The 17,432-nt window shown below is 50.5% G+C and carries 10 protein-coding genes; 1 reads left to right on the plus strand and 9 read right to left on the minus strand.

Features of this window, described 5'->3' with window-relative positions:
* Nucleotides 1-98: 98 nt before the first annotated feature.
* The 7 genes from JJU34_RS13270 to JJU34_RS13300 form a co-directional block, all read right to left on the minus strand.
* A complete protein-coding gene (locus JJU34_RS13270) occupies nucleotides 99-1,553 on the minus strand; it encodes a DUF1501 domain-containing protein (RefSeq protein ID WP_228692863.1) in 1,455 nt (484 codons plus the stop codon).
* A gap of 67 nt (nucleotides 1,554-1,620) precedes the next feature.
* On the minus strand, nucleotides 1,621-4,881 hold the full coding sequence (locus JJU34_RS13275) for a DUF1553 domain-containing protein (protein WP_228692864.1): 3,261 nt from the start codon (nucleotides 4,879-4,881) through the stop codon (nucleotides 1,621-1,623).
* A 121-nt stretch (nucleotides 4,882-5,002) separates the two neighbouring features.
* Entirely contained in the window at nucleotides 5,003-5,995 is a 993-nt protein-coding gene (locus tag JJU34_RS13280; protein ID WP_228692865.1) for a sugar phosphate isomerase/epimerase family protein, read from the minus strand.
* Between the two features lie 128 nt (nucleotides 5,996-6,123).
* Nucleotides 6,124-7,326 (minus strand): GAF domain-containing sensor histidine kinase, encoded by a 1,203-nt coding sequence (locus JJU34_RS13285; protein WP_228692866.1) that lies wholly within the window; start codon nucleotides 7,324-7,326, stop codon nucleotides 6,124-6,126.
* Nucleotides 7,327-7,448: 122 nt separating this feature from the next.
* A complete protein-coding gene (locus JJU34_RS13290; RefSeq protein ID WP_228692867.1) occupies nucleotides 7,449-8,543 on the minus strand; it encodes a hypothetical protein in 1,095 nt (364 codons plus the stop codon).
* A 23-nt stretch (nucleotides 8,544-8,566) separates the two neighbouring features.
* A complete protein-coding gene (locus JJU34_RS13295) occupies nucleotides 8,567-9,946 on the minus strand; it encodes an FAD-dependent oxidoreductase (protein ID WP_228692868.1) in 1,380 nt (459 codons plus the stop codon).
* A 125-nt stretch (nucleotides 9,947-10,071) separates the two neighbouring features.
* Nucleotides 10,072-11,250: a sialidase family protein gene (locus JJU34_RS13300; RefSeq protein ID WP_228692869.1), complete on the minus strand. Its 1,179-nt coding sequence runs from the start codon at nucleotides 11,248-11,250 to the stop codon at nucleotides 10,072-10,074.
* Nucleotides 11,251-11,623: 373 nt separating this feature from the next.
* Here JJU34_RS13300 and JJU34_RS13305 point away from each other — a divergent pair, with 373 nt between their 5' ends.
* Nucleotides 11,624-13,663 carry a hypothetical protein gene (locus JJU34_RS13305; protein WP_228692870.1) on the plus strand — a complete coding sequence of 680 codons (2,040 nt, stop codon included), beginning with the start codon at nucleotides 11,624-11,626 and terminating at the stop codon, nucleotides 13,661-13,663.
* Between the two features lie 88 nt (nucleotides 13,664-13,751).
* Here the strand turns inward: JJU34_RS13305 and JJU34_RS13310 are convergent, their stop codons facing one another.
* On the minus strand, nucleotides 13,752-15,173 hold the full coding sequence (locus JJU34_RS13310) for a sulfatase (protein ID WP_228692871.1): 1,422 nt from the start codon (nucleotides 15,171-15,173) through the stop codon (nucleotides 13,752-13,754).
* Nucleotides 15,174-15,624: 451 nt separating this feature from the next.
* On the minus strand, nucleotides 15,625-17,343 hold the full coding sequence (locus tag JJU34_RS13315; protein ID WP_228692872.1) for a ThuA domain-containing protein: 1,719 nt from the start codon (nucleotides 17,341-17,343) through the stop codon (nucleotides 15,625-15,627).
* Nucleotides 17,344-17,432: the final 89 nt, after the last annotated feature.

A 17,432-nucleotide genomic window follows, 5' to 3' on the forward strand; every position in this document is an offset into this window, starting at 1 on the left:
GCGAAAATGCTACATGGCGAAACGCTAGGCTAGCAAAACTGACGGTCGCGAAGACTATACAGCAAGGTACCGACTGTGTATCTACTTCTCACAGCTTATCAGGCTATGATATCCCGCACCACGTGGCCGCTGACATCGGTAAGCCTAAAGCGCCTTCCCTGGTGTTTGAAAACCAGTTTTTCGTGGTCTACACCCAACAGATGGAGGAGGGTTGCTTGGAAGTCGTGCACATGTACGGGATTCCTGACAATGTTATATCCAAACTCGCAGGTTTCGCCGTAAGTGATACCTTTCTTCACACCTCCACCGGCCATCCACATGGTAAAGCAGCGGGGATGATGGTCACGTCCGTAGTTTTCCCGGGTCAATTTCCCTTGGGAATAATTGGTGCGGCCGAACTCCCCGCCCCAGATCACCAAGGTATCCTCCAGTAATCCCCGTTGCTTCAGATCCATCAGCAGTGCTGCGCTGGCTTGATCCACGCTCTTGGCCATGGTGCGGATATCCCGCGGCAGATTGCCGTGCTGATCCCATCCCTGATGATAGAGCTGAATGAATTTCACGTCTTTTTCAGCCAGCCGTCTGGCCAACAAGCAGTTGGCAGCAAAGGTCCCAGGTGTTCGGGAGTCCGGTCCATACATGTCGTATATATAATCAGGCTCCTTGGAAATATCCATGGTTTCCGGCACGAATGCCTGCATGCGGTAGGCCATCTCATACTGTGCGATGCGGGAATTGATTTCTGGATCCATCACCTGCTCATACTTGAGTTCATGGAGTTCTTTTAGGGCATCCAGCATCCTTCTGCGGCTGGCTTTGCTCAATCCATCCGGGTCGTTCAGGTACAATACGGGATCCCTACCGGCACGAAACTGAACTCCCTGGTGCAGAGAGGGCAAAAATCCGGCACCCCACAGTTTGGCGTACAGTGGCTGATCGCCCTCTCTACCCTTGGAAAGCAGTACGGTAAAATCGGGAAGATTTTTGTTGTCGCTGCCCAGCCCATAACTGATCCAGGAGCCCATAGAGGGCCTGCCTCCGAGCTGGGAGCCGGACTGAAAAAAGGTAATCGCCGGATCGTGGTTGATCGCCTCCGTATGCATGGATTTGATAAAACACAGCTCATCCACAATCTTGGCTGTGTGGGGCATCAGTTCGCTGACCCAAGCACCACTCTGTCCATGCTGGGCAAAGTCAAATACCGACCCGGCCAGGGGAAATGAGTTTTGGCTAGAGGTCATGCCCGTGAGGCGCTGCCCGGCACGGATCGACTCCGGAAGCTCCTGGCCAAAGCGTTCGTTCAGCAAGGGCTTGTAGTCGAAAAGCTCCATCTGGGAAGGGCCGCCACTTTGGAACAGATAGATTACACGCTTGGCCTTGGGTACCAGGTGCAGGCCGCCCAAACTGCCCTCCCCTTGCTTTGTCTCCGAGGGCAGCATGCCCATCAGACGTCCCGGGGTCAACAGAGAGGCAAGGGCCACGCCCCCCAATCCCAGGCTAGTCTTTGTCAAAAACTGCCGGCGGTCCATGTGTAGGTGATGCAGTAGGCTCATTTTCTGTAGCGGTAGGTTTCTATATATTCTTCGGATCAATAGCTGTCGGATCGGTAGGCCGAACGTATCAGCGTTTGTACACGGCTTCATCGAAATTAACCAAAGTCGATGCTACCAGGGTCATGGCGGCCACCTGCTCGGGGGGAAGGCTCGAATCTCTGGGAGAATCCCCCACACCGAGTAGGCCAACGGCGGTATCCGGTGCCGACCTAAAGTCCTCCAGCTCCGCTTCGTATAGCCTCACCAGCACGCCCAGTTCCCGTTGGGTGGGACTTCGACTGGTCATGGCTTTGAATCCGAAGCCGATCTGCTTCTGAGGATCGGCATCCGCCCGGATCATCCGCTCGGCCAGCGCCCTGGCAGCCTCCACGTACTGCGGATCGTTCATCAATACCAATGCCTGCAAGGGAGTATTCGTCTTTTGGCGCTCCACCGTGCAGGTATACTTGTCGGATGCATCAAAGCTGATCATGGACGGAGGCGGGGAACTTCGCTTCCAGATCGTATAGAGCCCGCGTCGGTATAGGTTTCTGCCGGTATCTTGGACGTACTCCCGCACATTGGCGGTAGCCAGCTCCTTCCACAGGCCTTTAGGCTGGTAAGGCTTGACGCTTCTTCCTCCTATTTCTCTGGTCAGCAAGCCACTTGCGGCAAGCGCATTGTCTCGGATCATTTCTACGGGAAGGCGGTAGCTGGGTCCCCGGGCAAGCCAAACGTTGTCGGGATCTTTTTCCCGCAGCTCGTCGCTCCAATCCGATGTCTGCTTATAAGTGGCCGAGGTAACCATCAACTTCAACAGCTCTTTGACGTTCCACCCGGACTCCATGAAGTGGACTGCCAGCCAGTCCAGTAGTTCCGGATGGGAAGGGAAGGCTCCCTGATTGCCAAAATCATCCACCGTAGACACGATGCCCCTTCCAAAGATCAACTGCCAGTACCGGTTTACCGCTACCCTGGCAGTCAGTGGGTTGTCTTGGTGGACCACCCACTGGGCGAGACCCAGCCGGTTTGGTGGAAGGTCATCCGGAAAATCCATCACAGCGCGGGGCGTGCCCGGAAACACTTCTTCGGTGGGCGCATCGTACGCCCCTCTGGCCAGAATAAAGGTGGGAAGTGGATGTTGCCGCTCCTGCATCACCATCACCTCGGGCTGGGCACTGAGGAGTTCATTCTCCTCTCCCCTGAGACGGGTCAGCTCACGGTACCGGGTCCGGTAGTCCACGTCAACAGTCAGCAGGTAGTGTTGAAATAGTTCTTTCGCTTTACCGTTACTTTGGGCAACAAGGCCGGGAGCAGGATGCGAGGCGGTATATAGGGCCTCGACTTCCAACGCCGAGAGCCTGCGGTCAAATACACTGAACTCATCTACTAGGGATCGGTCCAGCGTTTCAGCAAAATTGGTCCCCCGCTTTCCGATCTGCAGGTTGCCCGGACTACCAATGCTTCGCTTTTCTCTGCCGTAGGATAGTATACTTCTGTGTAGGTTGTCGGTTTCGATTACGGTAGGCGCCAACCGACCATTGAGGTAAATCTCCAGCCCTTCGGCTTTGCTGGACCCATCATACACCATGGCCAGGTGGACCCATTCGCCCACGGGTATCTTATCACGGGTATGTACTTCGATGCCGTTGGCGGGCCAGGTATGGGTGATCAGGCCTCTTAGGGTACCATCTCCCGCAGCCAATAATTCGTAACCACGGAAACCGTTGGCAAAGCCGCCGGTCTTGGAAAAAATCGGCCCTTTTAGGCTGTCGGACAAGGCTTGGTACCATAGGCTGATGGAAAATGGCTCATGGCGGTCAAAATAGGCAATTTGGTTGCCCAGGTCTACGTAACTGTCCCCTACCAGCTTAACCGCTTTACCGAACTTCCCTGCCACCACCTGTAGGTCCTTATCCGTTTGGATCACTACCATGTTGGCGGGGTTGGAAGGGTTCGCCAGGTTTTTGAACTGATTATCGACGGGGGCATCTAGGGGGTAATGTCCTACTCGGCCTGGGATGTCCTTTGGCGCAGGTGGGTTGGCCTGTATTTCCGTCAGCCATTTTTCAAATCCCTTTCTGTACTCGTCCAGACTGGGGTCCAGCGCGCGTTCCCGCTCGTTGATTTTTTCGCGGATATAGGCGAGCTTTTCCTCCACCTCGTCGTCGGTGAGAATCAGGGTAGGGCTTGGCTCGCCCATGTAGGGCACTTGTCCGGTTTCCTTTATGCTATTGAAAAAGGCATATAGCTGGAAATATTCCTTTTGGGACAGCGGGTCGTATTTGTGGTCATGGCAGCGGGCACATTCGGTGCTCAGCCCCAGAAAGGCCTTGCCCAGCGTATTGGCCCTGTCCGCCACATATTCTACCCGGTATTCTTCCGGTATCACTCCACCTTCCTGGCTTTGGGGATGATTTCTGTTAAACCCGGTGGCCAATACTTGATCTCTTGTAGCATACGGCAGCAGGTCTCCGGCCAGCTGCCAAGTGATAAATTCGTCGTAGGGCAGGTTGCCGTTAAAGGAACGGATGACCCAGTCCCGCCAGGGCCACATATTCCGCATACCATCGTCCTGATACCCGTGGGAATCCGCATACCGGGCCAGATCCAGCCATTCCGAGGCCATGCGCTCGCCATAATGGGGAGATTGCAAGAGTCGGTCTACCAGCTTTTCGTAGGCGTCAGGGGAAGTATCTCTCAAGAAATCGTCCACCTCCTCCACGGAGGGCGGCAGGCCGATGAGGTCAAAGGATACCCTTCGTATCAGTGTCTCTTTGGAAGCCTGTATGGAAGGCTCCAGTCCTTTTTGAACCATCTTGGCGTAAACCAATCGGTCAATGGGGTTGGCCGCCCAACCTTCGCGGCTATCAGGCGGAAGGTCCGGTTTGGTGGGAGGGATAAAGGACCAGTGGGGCTTATACTTCGCTCCCTGCTCAATCCACCGGGTGATCAGGGCAATTTCGATTGGGGACAGGGCAAGGTTCGATTCCGGCGGCGGCATGATCAGATCTGGATCGGTGGAGACTATCCGATGGTACACGGCACTTTTATGGGGTTTGCCGGGCACGAGGGCATACTGTCTCCTCCCCTCCCCAAATGCGGCCAAAGCAAAGGCTTCCTCGTCCAGACGAAGACCTGCTTCCCGCTTGTTCTCATCCGGTCCGTGGCAGGCAAAGCAGCGGTCCGACAAGATCGGCTTGATATGCAGGTTAAAGTCGATCTCCTCGGGAAGCGCCGCCTCCACCTCCTCCGAAAACGGTAGGACAGACTCCCTCCGAATGGCCCTAACAACCACCGTCAGGGCTATTGCCGCTGTTAACAGGATTTTCAACCCATACCGACTCATACAATTTTTTCTTATGCGGTTATTTCACAGGCTACTACCTAAATTACATTCATAGGTATTCCGGCGATATCGTTTTACACGACCACGCAGATACCTTCACCCCATCGATTTTCTATTCCACCTATTCAAACCGCTTCACATATTCTAAAAACTTCCGGGCGGTAGCATCCAGGTTTTCGATCGATCCGCCGCCCTCCAGTACCTCGCACATTTCATAGACCAAGTACCCCTGATAGCCGATTTCCTTGAGCGCACCAATGAAGTTCTCGTAATCGATGATCCCTTCACCCACCACCGTGGCGCGCATTACGGGTCTTTCCTCCCGGTAGTTGGTCAACGCATGCTCGTACTGATACCGGGGAAGCGCCACATAGTCAGCCAGGATGGTATTGGCCAAAAAGGGCTTCATCTTCCGTACGGAGTTTCTGATTTCTTCTTTGGACAACCCCTCCAAGGTAGGTGACCAAGCATCCCAGCCCGAAAGCACGTTGGGCAGGTTGATTTCTTGAAGCATCCAGTACATGGCATCGTGGTGAATGGCAATGTCGTGGTGGTTTTGCACCACCAAGGTCACGCCGTGCTTTTGGGCTTCTTTTCCTGCTAGGGTAATGCCCTCCACCACCATGGCATATTGCCGGTCGTAGGGAATCCCCGGGCGTTCGTAACCCGTAAAGATTCGGATCATTTTCGTGCCTAGATCATTGGCCAGCTCGGCCATCTGACCGATGTAGGCTGCCTGAATCTCCAGGTGAGGAATACCTGGCTTGTCGATCCCTGCTGTAAAATCCGAGTAGCCAGCGAGGCCCACCAAGGTCAGTCCCAACTCGGCAATGCGGGCCTTGAGCTTCCTGCGGGCATCTTTATCGTATTCCAAAATTGACAGGTGAGGAGCCTTTGCCATGAGCATAACCCCGTCGTACCCTAGCTCCTTAGCTTTCACCAAAAACTCGTCCACCGATAAGGTGGCCTGTCCCCGCCACAGCCCGGAGTAGCCTATAGAATGCAAACAGGTTTTGACCCGAAAGTCAGCCGGATTGCCCGTAGGCAGGGCCTGACCGAAAGATATTCCAACAGATACTAGGAAGAGACAGGCGGTAAGTAGCTTTTTGTTCATAAGGGATAAAGTTAATTTTGCTCGAACGGGAAAGTAAGCGATTAAGATAGGGTTTTATCCCCATTCCCGCAATTACTGAGAAGATTTTCGGGAGTTGGTGGTATCACTCCACAGAACGAAAGCTCGTATCAGATCGATAGACGCACCTCAAAACGGGAATACTCCCCTAACTTCGACTCGATCTTCAGGGAACCCCCCATGCTGTCAATCAGGTGCTTTACCAGGGGGAGTCCAAAACCATACCCCTTTTCGCCCGCTGTCCCTTGGGTGGTTTGCTCGGTCCCTTGCTGTATATGTGCTATTTGCTCTTCGGTCATCCGAGTGCCTGTATCCGTGACTGTTACGGCCAATTCCTTTGAATTTGCTTTCTCCTTCAATCCTAGACGCACGGTAACGCTGCCTTCAGGCGGCGTAAATTTGATGGCATTGGAGATCAAATTTCCCAGTATCTGCAACAACTTGACCTTTGGGAATGGAGCTTCGGCATGCTCATCGTTTAAGTCCACCTTAAGATGCACCTGCTTCTGCTTGGCCTGTACCCCATACAGTGTCAATAATTTATCCTTCAATATCAACAGGTTGTATTCATTTTCCGCATTCAGTACCGACTTTATTTGCTCTCCATCCCGGGAAGAAAGGATTTCGTCGGCCAAGTCCAATAAGGATTTTCCACTGTTTTGAATGATCTTGATAAACTCAAGCACATCCGTCAATTTGTTATTATCGCCCTGTTCTTTGATGATTTGAGCCAACCCGATGATTCCTCCGATCGGCCCTCTAATGTCGTGTGCCACCCGCAATTGCTTTTCCTTGGCGTTTTTTACTTCAGATTGCAGCATGCCAACGGATTTGATGATATTGAGGCGGTTGACGATTTCATCGGCGATTATTTCCAGCAACTCTACTTTTTCAGGACTAATTTGCTTGGTCTCCTTGTCCATGACACATAAGGCTCCCAGGTTATAGCCCTCTTCGGTTTTTAGCGGTATACCCCAGTAATATCGGAGGCTGGGATCGTCCGTCACATAGAATTTTTCCTTGAACCGTTCATCGCCCCGGAGATCCTTGACCTCAAACGGCTCGTCTCCAAGGATCGTGTATTGGCACACCGAATCCTCCCGGGGCATTTGCATTACAGGAATCCCCTCTGTAGCGACACTCCATTGGGTGTAGGTGTCGATCAAATTAACCAACGAAATATCCGCGCCGGCCACCTTTGCAGCCAGTCTGGTCAAGTCTTTTAAGTGTTTTTCCAAGTCGCTTTGATCCAGGTCGTATCCGGCCAATTGGACCAGTCTTTGGAACTCGTTCTTGGGAATAGGTAGCTTCATAAAAGTTATGTTTCAACTAATTTATCAGAGAAAGGTAAACGTAAAAAGACCAATTAACAAGTTGGGAATACATAAGCGTAGTGATTGATAGCCCTAGCGGCACAGAAAGAACACCAACCCCGCTACTCCGATATCGATGCTTGTTTGTCCAAAAAGTGTACAACCTGATGCTGCACGAAGGAGTTGTCATGAGGAATCAGCCTACCCAACGCCGCGTTTAACCCTGCGTCTCTTACGTCGTGGTGGGAAAGCAACTTCAGCAGCTTGACCAGCTGCCCACCACTTAGTTGCCCCACCACCGAACTCAATTGATCCACAACCACCGGGGTCAACCGCGGTGCATCGGCGAATCGATCGATGATCAGGTCCGCTGTTCCGGGAGCTACCTGGCCCAAAAGCTGGAAAAACCTGACTTGCAAACCTTCCATACTTAATTGATCGCTGGAAAGCGATTTTAATAGTAAATAGGCCTGGAAGTATTCATCGTCTTTCAATAGTTGCACCATGGATTCCAGTAGAGCATGATCCAACTCCGGCAGCCTAGACACCCGCTCCAATGCCCAGATTTGATCACTTTGATCCGGACTGTGGAAAATTTCGCTGAATAAGCCAGTATCCAATCGCTGTTCGGTCAGTCGGATAAGCTGCTGCTGAATAGGCCCATGAACTACCTTCCATAGCTTGTGGGTCGTGTACGCCGCACCGGGGACCACGTAATCGAGCACATCCTTGGAGGTGGCACCCGAGACACCATCCACGGAGGGATCTCCCACATCCGGGATAGCAACTAATTCCTCAAAGGAATAGTTGCCCAAGGGCAGAAAGGGATCCGCCAACAAACCATGTAGCTGCTCATATTCCGTCGGAGAAAATGGCTCGTGTTCGTATTTACTCAAAAATTCCCCATCCAACAGCTCAAAGCCCAAATACCTGCCGGTGATGTTCCAGTAGACCATTATGAACAAGGGGCGGCATTTATTGTCAAAGCAAACGCCGGTATGCAGCTCCATAAAATAATAAAGAGGTTTTCCGTCGCAGGTACTTGCCATGAAAATCTCCCCCTCGTCTAGCGAAGCATCGATCAGGTGAACTTGTAAATCGACGGAGTCTGCAATAGGTATGGTAGACGGTTGAAAATACCGGATATCTCCCCTATTTTCGGATGAAAACAGGAGTAGAAAACCCCAAATCCAAAAGCCTTTTATCCAATGTACCATGTACGTGTAGTTTGCCCGACTCGTTATGCCCCCGGGACGATACCACCATGTTCCCGCAACAGGCTTTTCAATTCCTTCAGTGGAACATCTGCCGGGGTAACTTGATGCCTGACAGCCAATACCGCGGCTGCAGCGGCGGCTTGCCCCATTCCCATACAGGAAGCCTGTACCCTGAGTGCTGAGTTAGCCAATCTATCACTGCTTAGACAACGTCCGGCAACTAGGAAATTTCGGCTGTTTTTGGGTATCAGCGCCCTGAGTGGAATGGTAGCCACCACGCCTTCCTTCAGAAATTCCTGGTAAATGGATTCCCCATTTCTGTGCAGATCTATGGGATAAAACGAGTAGGACAAGGAGTCCTCAAATACCTTTCCAGACACATAATCCTCGTGGGTTAACTGATACAAGCCGTCTATTCGGAAGGTTTCACGAACAGCCGTCTCCGGCTGTGCATGGATCAGCTTCAGCTTTTCACAGCCGGGGAAGGTCCTGAGCTTCCTGATCAAACTCAGTAGCTCGGATCGACCGGTAAGGTTGGCTTCGGTGTGCAACTCAGCAGTCGATGAGTCGGCCCCGTGCACATACACGTAATTATAGGGAACTGTGGGTGGGAAATTGTTGACAGATGATTCCACCTTTACTTCATCTCCAATTAGCATGTTTTGCCTGAGTCTGTTGTGGTACTCTCGGGGAATTTTTGTCAAGTCCAGAGAATCGAAATTATACCCTCCCAGCCGAAAGATGAAAGATCCCGGCTGAGTATCTTCTTCTCTCAACAATGGAAACCCCGCGATCGACGCGGCTGCCGCATTTCCGGAACAATCAATAAGCTGATTGCAAATAATCTCACGGCTGATGCCCTTTCCGACAGTGGTCACCGTCCATTTCCCTTTTTCAAAGGTGATTGCAGTGGGTGACTCATAGTAATGTATCCTTAAGCCTGATTCCACACATTTCTCCTCGGCAATCAGTGCATAGAGGGCTCCATTTACGGTTACCTGATGCCTCCAGTGTCTAATCGTGGTGTTATTAGGTATGATGGAGAAATTTGGGAGAATATCGTCGTTGAGTTTCACCGCTTCCATCACCAGTTCCCAGCCTATTCCCCCTACGATTTGCTTGCCCCAGGCATGGAATATACCTGGAAACGATACGCCACCGGTGGTAGTGGTCCCGCCCAGTTGACTACCGCTTTCTATCAGGGTGGTACGTACACCGGCCCTGGCAGCCTGTATGGCCGCGACCACTCCGGCAGTACCCCCGCCCACAATCAAAATATCGGTTTCAATTCTTTTTTTATCCACCTGAAAGGGGGAGGCCAGCACATCCCCTTTGGACACTTGTGGGGCGGCAAGTCCGACAGACAAGGCTCCCATTTTGGCAATCATTTCTCTTCTTTTCACTTTTTGTTACTTTTGGGTAGGTATAGAAAAACTCTCTATCATCCTTAAGACTACGAGCAAATTAAAGAAGAAGGAGCATTATCGCTAAACCGGGCATCAAATAATCAAAATAATCTTTTTTCAGACTATTTTACGCCCGTACTAATCAATTTTCTGTTAGTAAAAACCTTGAGAATCATCTCGCTATTTCGTCCCGAAAGGATATCGCTTTCAGAAAAATGCGTCATCAGAATATCCTGATTCCCTGTTCGGTTGAAATCATAAATAATAAAAATGGTTCCGTCACTGACCTGTTGACCATCCGGATACGATACTCCAGGCCGTTCATCAAGCAATAAGCCATCTGACCAGGAATGTCCATCATCCTTGGAAATAAACGCCATTAAGTGGGAACGGCCTATTTTCTGGTCGACGGGACCGTGCTTTACAAGCATAAGATTGCCGGAATGGAGCCTGTATATAAAAAACCTGGCGGATGGATGCTGAATCCTTGAGGGTACCACTGGCGTCCAGGTTACTCCACGATCCAAGGAGGTAGCTTCTCCGATTCCATGTTTGGTTCGTATCAACATCCACAAGGACCTGTCTTTGCGTTCCACAATCATGTGTTCGTCGTAGGACCGAAACTTGTCTGGGACGGAAGCTCCACCCCGCACCTGCCAGGATTGCCCTCCGTCAGAGGAGACCACCATCCTGGCGTTTTCTTTTTCCAATTTCCAAAATGAAACGGGCAGCACCCACTCGCCAGTAGACAGAACGATTGGCTTACACATCATCACACCATCCGCCAGGCGTTTTGGTTCGCCCCAGGTGGGAATGTCCGTTTCAGGATCTGCGATATCCAACGCCCAAACACCTGCGGCTGTTCCCTCTGTCACCAACGTCCAGGTTCCCCCTCTTTTAGCAGCAGCCTGTGCCCAAAAGACCTTTATTTTCCCATCCGGTGCCAGCCAAATCTCCGGGTCATAGGCGCGTACAGGTCCTGGACCATCCGGATCGATAACCAACACCTCTTTCCAGGTTTTGCCTTGGTCAGTGCTTGTCGCCAATACCACATAGTTATTTAAGTCTTCACCGGGTGTAATACCCGTATACCAAACCGCCCACATACGCCCCTTGGGACTCACGGCAATACTTGGGATACCGGAAAACTTACGACTACCTAGGGCGTGAGCTTTGGAAATCTCTGCTTCTTCGATGAGCTTTGGTGGATTCAATTCTGCAAAGTTGCTTTGGGCAAAAGCCCCGTGAAAACACACACAGAAAAAAAAGAAAAGTCTAATGCTGGTCTTGAGATAGGTCATATATATCATTGGGTTTTCTTGAAATTTGTCAAAATAGTAAAGCGGTCAACTAGCGTGAGGGTTGTAAGTTTTCAAAACGCTACGTAATCGGCAGAAAGCAGGAAATCTCGACGAAAGGATACCCTTTTTCAATCTTGGTCCCAATGATGACTATGGGTTAGAGAGATGATCTCATTCAACCAAGTACTACGCTGTAACCCTTCCAACAAGATCGGAAATAATCCCCATAAAGCAAAAATATGACCCCTAGGCTGACCCTATAGGGACGTCTACCGTTCATTTTGAGTATTTTTCTAGATCGAACAATGTTACAAGAGGTATTTTTCTTACTTTCAATCCATACTCGGACACCTGCAACATAAACCCTAACAAGATGAAGTACTCAGCAACGTTTGATATACCCGTCGTATGCCAAAAGCGGTGTGCTGTCTCTAATGATTCGCGACTAGTTGATTTGAATGCTACGAACGATCAATCGGCTTGGTCGGTACTAGCATTCATCTTGATTTTCTGCTTTCCACTTTTTCTACATGCCCAAAACGCAGTAAATCCAGGGGAATTTATTGTGGAGCCACCCACATTGACCAATCTTGGATTTGAATGGTATATCCATGGTGACGATAACCGTAACGCGTCGGTAGAAGTTGCGTATCGAATCGCTGGATCGGGTAGCGAATGGAGAAACGGAATGCCCCTCCTTCGAATTGGGGGAGAACTCATAGAAAGAGCCGGAATTGATTATACCGTTCCCGATATGTTTGTGGGAAGCATTTTGGATGTTGCTGAAAACACAGCCTATGAGGCCCGCTTTACGCTGAAAGATCCTGATGGGGTTGAAGGAGAAGCAGTTAAGGTAGTGACTGTTTCCACGCGCGCCGAACCAAAGGCTGCCGAAGGAGGCAGGATAAGGCATGTGTATTCCCAATACTACACGGGCGAAAAAGAAGAGCCAAATTACCCGGGCCTGGTGTCTGCCTATGGCGGATCTATCAATACCAAGGGAGATTGGAATGTGGTAGCCGAGGATGTGGTGCAACCTGGGGATATCATAAAAATACATGGCGGACTCTATCAAGGGAATCTGCTTAACTATCCCGATTGGCATAATATACCCTTTGACGGAACTTATTTTTTCACTGCAAAAGGCACTGCCGAGCGGCCTATAGTCATCGAGGCAGCCGGGGATGGGGAGGTTATCTTTGATGGCGCAGGGGCCGCAATTCTTTTTAATGTCATGGCCACCGAACACCATATTTTTCAAGGACTTACTTTTCGAAATGTGGGGAGAGTCTTCGAAGCCGGAAGAAAACATCTAGCAGGGGCAAGTGATTTAACTGTGCGGAATTGTCGTTTTGAAAATGTGGGGGAAGGCATTGTGACCGAATACGCCGGATCAAAAAACTTCCTAATTCAAGACAACATTCTCATTGGCCGCGATGACCGATATCGACTCTACGGCTGGCAAGCCCACCGGGAGGGGTTGATTCCCTACGGGACACATTTGCTTGATTCTTACTACGGTATCAAAGTCTATGGCTCTGGACATGTCATTGCCTATAATTCGATTGCATTCTTCCACGATGCCATTGGTATATCAACCTACGGTACCCCAGAAAAAGAGCAGGAGTTAAAAACGGTATCCATCGATATTTACAACAATGACTTACACCTCTTGGTCGACGATTTTATTGAAGCCGATGGAGGGGTACACAATATTCGCGTCATGCGAAACAGGGGTGTAAACTCTGCGGGGAGTGGAATAAGTGCGCAACCGGTATTTGGCGGACCTGCCTACTATATTCGCAATGTGCTCTACCATATAGTTCGGGGGGCACTCAAAATTCACGGAGGAGTGCCAGGTCTGATTGCCTATCATAATACTTTCATTGCCGAAAACAACGCCGGTGGCGGCCATCCAAATTCGAACTACCGGAATAATTTATTTCTCGGTGCGGATGGTCCGACGATCATTGCCGCTTTCCCTTATACAACTGCTTATTCGGCAGCAGATTATAACGGGTACCGGCCCAATCGAGGCCCTAATAGCCCTGAAAACCAGTATGTGTGGCTCTCTCCCACAGGAGAGCGGGTAGGATTTAAGACATTGGGGGACTTGCACCGGGCGAGTGGTCTAGAAGCAAACGGTATAACAGTCGATTACGATATTTTTGAGGATCTTAAAATGCCGGTCAAAGCCCCTGGAGAAGATATACCCGGTCCTGTATACCACGCAGTAGACTTCAGTTTTAGACTTAATCCGAAAGGGGAGGCAGTAGATGCAGCGGTTCCTATTCCAAACGTCAATGACCACTTTACCGGTAAAGCGCCGGATTTGGGCGCGCTCGAAGTGGGATTACCGGAACCCACTTATGGAGCCCGAAGTCAAATCATCAATCAACCATTTTACCGGTAAATCAAAGGTACAAGCGGATATCATTCCAACGCTTCCGATGATCGCTTCATGAAACCTATTTCCACTATATAGGGCTGGGCAGACACCTCTACAATTCATCAAGTTCCTCTATCCTATTTCGTAGAAATTCAGAGTCGTAAAGCGGGTTAGGCTGGTCTGGAATTGGTGCGTTGACTTCCTTTCTCCAGGAATTGAGTTCATTCTTCAGTTTTTTCCCTGGTTCAGGATATAGATCCATCAAGTTTTGGGATTCTCCAGGGTCCTGTTCCAGGTCATAGAGTTCGTATCCATCATCTTCAAAATAATGGTGCAGCTTCCATTTGCCCATCCTGACGGCCGATCCGGGACGTGTTCGAAACAGCGGGTCTCTGCCCCCATCTTCTTTGGGGTTATAGGCCTCAAGGTATATGGGGAAATGCCAAAAGAGCGCTCTTTCCTGTATCTCCTTTTGACCAAAGAGCGGTGTTAAGTCCATCCCATCCAATGTATCATTGACCGAGCTAACTTTTCCGCTGACGATATTTCTGATCGTCGGAAAAAAATCCATGTGGGTAACCGGCACATCGGATTTGCTGCCAGGTTGAATCTTCCCCGGCCAACGGATTACCAAGGGGACCCGGATACCCCCTTCATAATAAGACCCTTTACCTGCTCTCAATGGGTTTTGATAAGAGATATCCCGGATACCCCCGTTGTCGGAAGTAAAAATCAATAGGGTATTATCTGTTAGTGCCAATTCATCCAATACTGCCAAAAGTCTTCCCACATTTTCATCTACGGAAGCCACCATGGCGGCGTAATCTGCCCTGTCCTGTCCTTCCTGTCCGGGTTTATTTTCAAATTTTTCCATCAGTTTTTTCTTTCCCATGATGGGCGTATGCACCGAATAAAACGGGAGGTATAGAAAAAAACGGTTTTCCTTGTTTTCCCTTAAGAAAGCAATGGCTTCACTGGTCAGTCGGTCTGTCAGGTATTCGCCCTCCGGCCCATCCTCAATAAAATCGATCTTATACGGGCTGAAATACCCTCCATTCCCCGGATTTCCCCGATGGCTACCACCTACGTTTACGTGGAAGCCGTGGTGCAAGGGATTTTCATGGATGTGCCATTTTCCAAATGTGCCGTTGGTGTACCCGTTATCCCGAAGCATCTCGGCCAAGGTATAGATGGAATCCGCTAAAAAATCGTTGTTGGGTGTGGGGATGATTTTACGGGTTCTTGCGTCTCCCCTCTCCGAGTTGCCAACGGTATATACCTGATGTTTAGGAGTGTTCATCCCACTCATCATGGATGCCCTGCTCGGAGCACAGTTGGCCGCCGCAGCATAGGCATGGTAAAACACCATCCCCTCTCCGGCCAGTTTATCCAAATTAGGGGTTTCATAGTAGTCACTGCCCATAAAACCCACATCCCTCCAGCCCAAATCATCCACATTGATTAGGATGATATTGGGTTTGGTGTCAGTTTCGCAGGAAAGGAATACAGAACAGAGCAACAGTATTATACTCATAAGGCTGATTACTACGATGTATAGAGAATTTGGTATGATAGTAGTACTTTTAGGAGGATTTTCCAAGGGATCGGTTACAATTGCTTTAACCGCTAAGGACGCAAAAGGTCTTTTCCAACTTCCTTCTTTGAGGCCTCCGCGGATACTTAGCGGACTTGGCAGTAGTAATTATTTTAACCGCTAAGGACACGAAGGTTGGCGCTAAGAACGCAAAAGGTCTTTTCCAACTTCCTTCTTTGGGGCCTCTGCGGATACTTAACGGGCTTGGCAATAGTAATATTTTAACCGCTAAGGACGCTAAGGTTAGCGCTAAGGACGCAAAACGTCTTTTCCAACTTCCTTCTTTGGGGCCTCTGCGGATACTTGGCGGGCTTTGCGGTTACATTTGCTGTACCCGCTAAGGAAGCTAAGTACGTAGGATTCTATTTAGGGAAGATAAAGGAACACAAATCTATTCCTTCGCCCCTGCTGCCCAACGGATCATCCGCATCAGGTGCTGCTCCCCAAAGGGTGTTACCAAGGGACGCAAGTCATGCCCAATCATGGTATAGGCAAAGCGCCCGCCTTCAAATTCCCGCACCCAGGCCATGGGGTGGTCCTTACCCATTGGCTTTCCACCGCTTTTTTTGAACTGAGGGCGGACCGGGTCATACGTCGTTTCATCCAAGGTAAGCAGCACGGTCACTCCAGAAAGATCTCTCACGCTTCGTTTGAAGTTCAGCCAATCCCCATCCAACGTAAAAGTATCCGGCAGCCCTTGCACCAGCCAATGGCTTTTGGCGCCCGGATCGACCGCCACACGAGCAGGCACATACTCCGAGTCACTGTCAAAATCGGTTCCGAAAAGCTCACTGTACCAATCCCAGGTGTCGTGATGAACACCGGCTGCATGCATGGCCACCAAACCATTGCCCGCTCGGTACCACTGGATAAACGCCTCCTGCTGCGCTGTATTCAGGGACTTGCCGATATCGGTGGTGCTGATCAGCAGCACCACATCGTATTCAGCGAGTTTGGCGGAAGTAAACACTTCTGAATCTTCGGTGACATCCACCTCAAAGCCATAAACCCCACCCAAATGTACCAGGTGGTCATTTATCATGGGGATGGCCGGGTGCCTGTACCAGGACGTTTTGGAGAACACCAGCATCTTTTTTGGTAGACCTTTCAAGGCCTTGATTTCAGCCTCGGCCTGAATTTGTCCCCCCAGATAAAGGCAAGCATTCTCTAAGATCTTCAGCGGTTCGGGTTCGGTAAATACGCGGTACGTTTCGTGACCTGGCCGGAAATAAAAAACCTGTCCTCGACCCAACCTCCAAGTCATGCCGCTGCGGAAGTACTCTCCCCCTGCCCAGGATTCGCGCAAAATCACCTCATCGGGCTCCGGAACGTGGAAGGGCTCGTCGTACATCTCTGTTTCGGGTATCGTAAAGGTGGACGGCAGTCCCTGAGCAATCGGATGTTCGGGAAGCAGCACCCGCACCATGCTCGGCTGCACCGGTGTGCAACAAGCTGGAAAAATGCTGGTAGGCCGCTCCAACAACACATGCCAATCGCCGTTTGGCAGCTTTTCAAGGCGAGTATCAAACCGGGGACTCTCGCGGCGGCTCGGCATCACGTTGCTGCGCCACTGAATGAATTCAGGTACCGCCTTACTCCGTTCCTGAATGGGCAGCATATTCACAACATCCTGTACCGCGCGCTCCTCCATTGCCATATGGAACGGAAGGGACCAATGCGCCGAGTGCAGCGCAATCAGCGAAAGCCGTCCCTCCTTTACCCGGTCTACGATCCCCTGGGCCATTTCTAGGGGTATCTCCTTATGCCGCACATGACCCCACCAGATCAGGACATCTGTCTCGTCGAGCACCTCCTTGGAGAGGCCTTGCCCGGGCTGATTGATGTTGGCTGAGGTTACGCGCAGGGCGGGGTTTTGCTGTAGGTGTTGCGCCAGGTGGTTGCCCAGAAAATCCGGATACAACTTCTTTTGTTCTGGCTGCTGTTCGTCCCAAACGAGTACACGGATGGGTTCTGACTGGGCAAACAGGCTGACCGAACAGCTGATATAGAAAAATACCGCAAACAGAAGGGGCAAGCGCGAAAAGCAAGCTGGAAAATCGTTGCATAGGGCCTGCAAGTAGGCTTGTGAAAGGGCAGCTAATCTGGCCATATCTTTTTTTGATTTTTGGGTTTATCTCTATTTTATGGTACCACTATTTTTAGAGGCATATATGCCAATTAGTGGAAACGCTCCATTAA

Origin of the sequence: Lunatimonas sp., from assembly GCF_020832325.1 — a bacterium.
Lineage (GTDB): Bacteria > Bacteroidota > Bacteroidia > Cytophagales > Cyclobacteriaceae > Lunatimonas.

What these genes read in the sequence shown, in the direction of transcription:
- JJU34_RS13290 (WP_228692867.1), bottom strand. Translation starts at nt 8,543, where the DNA reads ATGGTACATTGGATAAAAGGCTTTTGGATTTGGGGTTTTCTACTCCTG.
- JJU34_RS13305 (WP_228692870.1), top strand. Translation starts at nt 11,624, where the DNA reads ATGAAGTACTCAGCAACGTTTGATATACCCGTCGTATGCCAAAAGCGG.
- JJU34_RS13270 (WP_228692863.1), bottom strand. Translation starts at nt 1,553, where the DNA reads ATGAGCCTACTGCATCACCTACACATGGACCGCCGGCAGTTTTTGACA.
- JJU34_RS13285 (WP_228692866.1), bottom strand. Translation starts at nt 7,326, where the DNA reads ATGAAGCTACCTATTCCCAAGAACGAGTTCCAAAGACTGGTCCAATTG.
- JJU34_RS13275 (WP_228692864.1), bottom strand. Translation starts at nt 4,881, where the DNA reads ATGAGTCGGTATGGGTTGAAAATCCTGTTAACAGCGGCAATAGCCCTG.
- JJU34_RS13280 (WP_228692865.1), bottom strand. Translation starts at nt 5,995, where the DNA reads ATGAACAAAAAGCTACTTACCGCCTGTCTCTTCCTAGTATCTGTTGGA.
- JJU34_RS13315 (WP_228692872.1), bottom strand. Translation starts at nt 17,343, where the DNA reads ATGGCCAGATTAGCTGCCCTTTCACAAGCCTACTTGCAGGCCCTATGC.
- JJU34_RS13310 (WP_228692871.1), bottom strand. Translation starts at nt 15,173, where the DNA reads ATGAGTATAATACTGTTGCTCTGTTCTGTATTCCTTTCCTGCGAAACT.
- JJU34_RS13300 (WP_228692869.1), bottom strand. Translation starts at nt 11,250, where the DNA reads ATGACCTATCTCAAGACCAGCATTAGACTTTTCTTTTTTTTCTGTGTG.